Below are 639 nucleotides of genomic sequence, written 5' to 3'. Positions count from 1 at the left end.
GCGTACAAATAATTCCCGCGTTCTCCATCACCTGTATTACATTAGGGATTGGAGCTGTGCCCAGCTTCCACCGTAAACGGCACTCCCGCGCAACTTCCTCTATCTCTTCATCACTGATCAAACGGCAGTCAGTCGCATCAAGCATTGGAATATTGACCGGAGGCCAGTCCATCGCACCCTGGAAAAAGTCAGATACTTCCTGAAGCCAGGAAAGATAAAGCTTCGACCTTTCACGTGCCTGCTTGTGGGCAGAAGCTTGGGAGCGAAAAAAATAGGGGCGTATATCCTTTTCACTCACCTGAGGCAGCGGTTTAAGAAACCATTGTCGAGAGACACCAAACACCTGACACAAACGGCCAAAGGATTCAGCTTCTGGAAGCTGCGAGCCTTTTTCCCAAGCAGACAACGTACTGGAAGAGCGGCCAATCTGCTCTCCCAGTTCAGCAAGAGTCAAGCTATGAGCTGAACGCAACTGCTTTAACCGCAGCCCCTGAAAGCCCTCAACGCCTGTTCTCATATCAGCCCTTGTCACCTTCGTTCATGTCTTGATTTTCTGCGTCGCGCATCCTATCACGCAGTTTCGGATAAGCGATATCGGGAAGAGCCTCCTCCTCACCATAGTACTGCCAGAGCTGGCTG

General features: G+C 51.0%; 1 protein-coding gene. It reads right to left on the bottom strand.

What is annotated here, in order from left to right; all coding sequences use genetic code 11:
• The coding region (locus A3730_RS00925) for a helix-turn-helix domain-containing protein (protein ID WP_156500726.1) at nt 1-517 on the bottom strand (517 nt) is incomplete at its 3' end.
• Between the last annotated feature and the right edge of the window lie 122 nt (nt 518-639).

This window comes from Alcanivorax sp. HI0044 (genome assembly GCF_001634945.1).
Note: the sequence above shows the minus strand (reverse complement) of the source record. Positions and strands in the feature narration are given on the sequence as shown.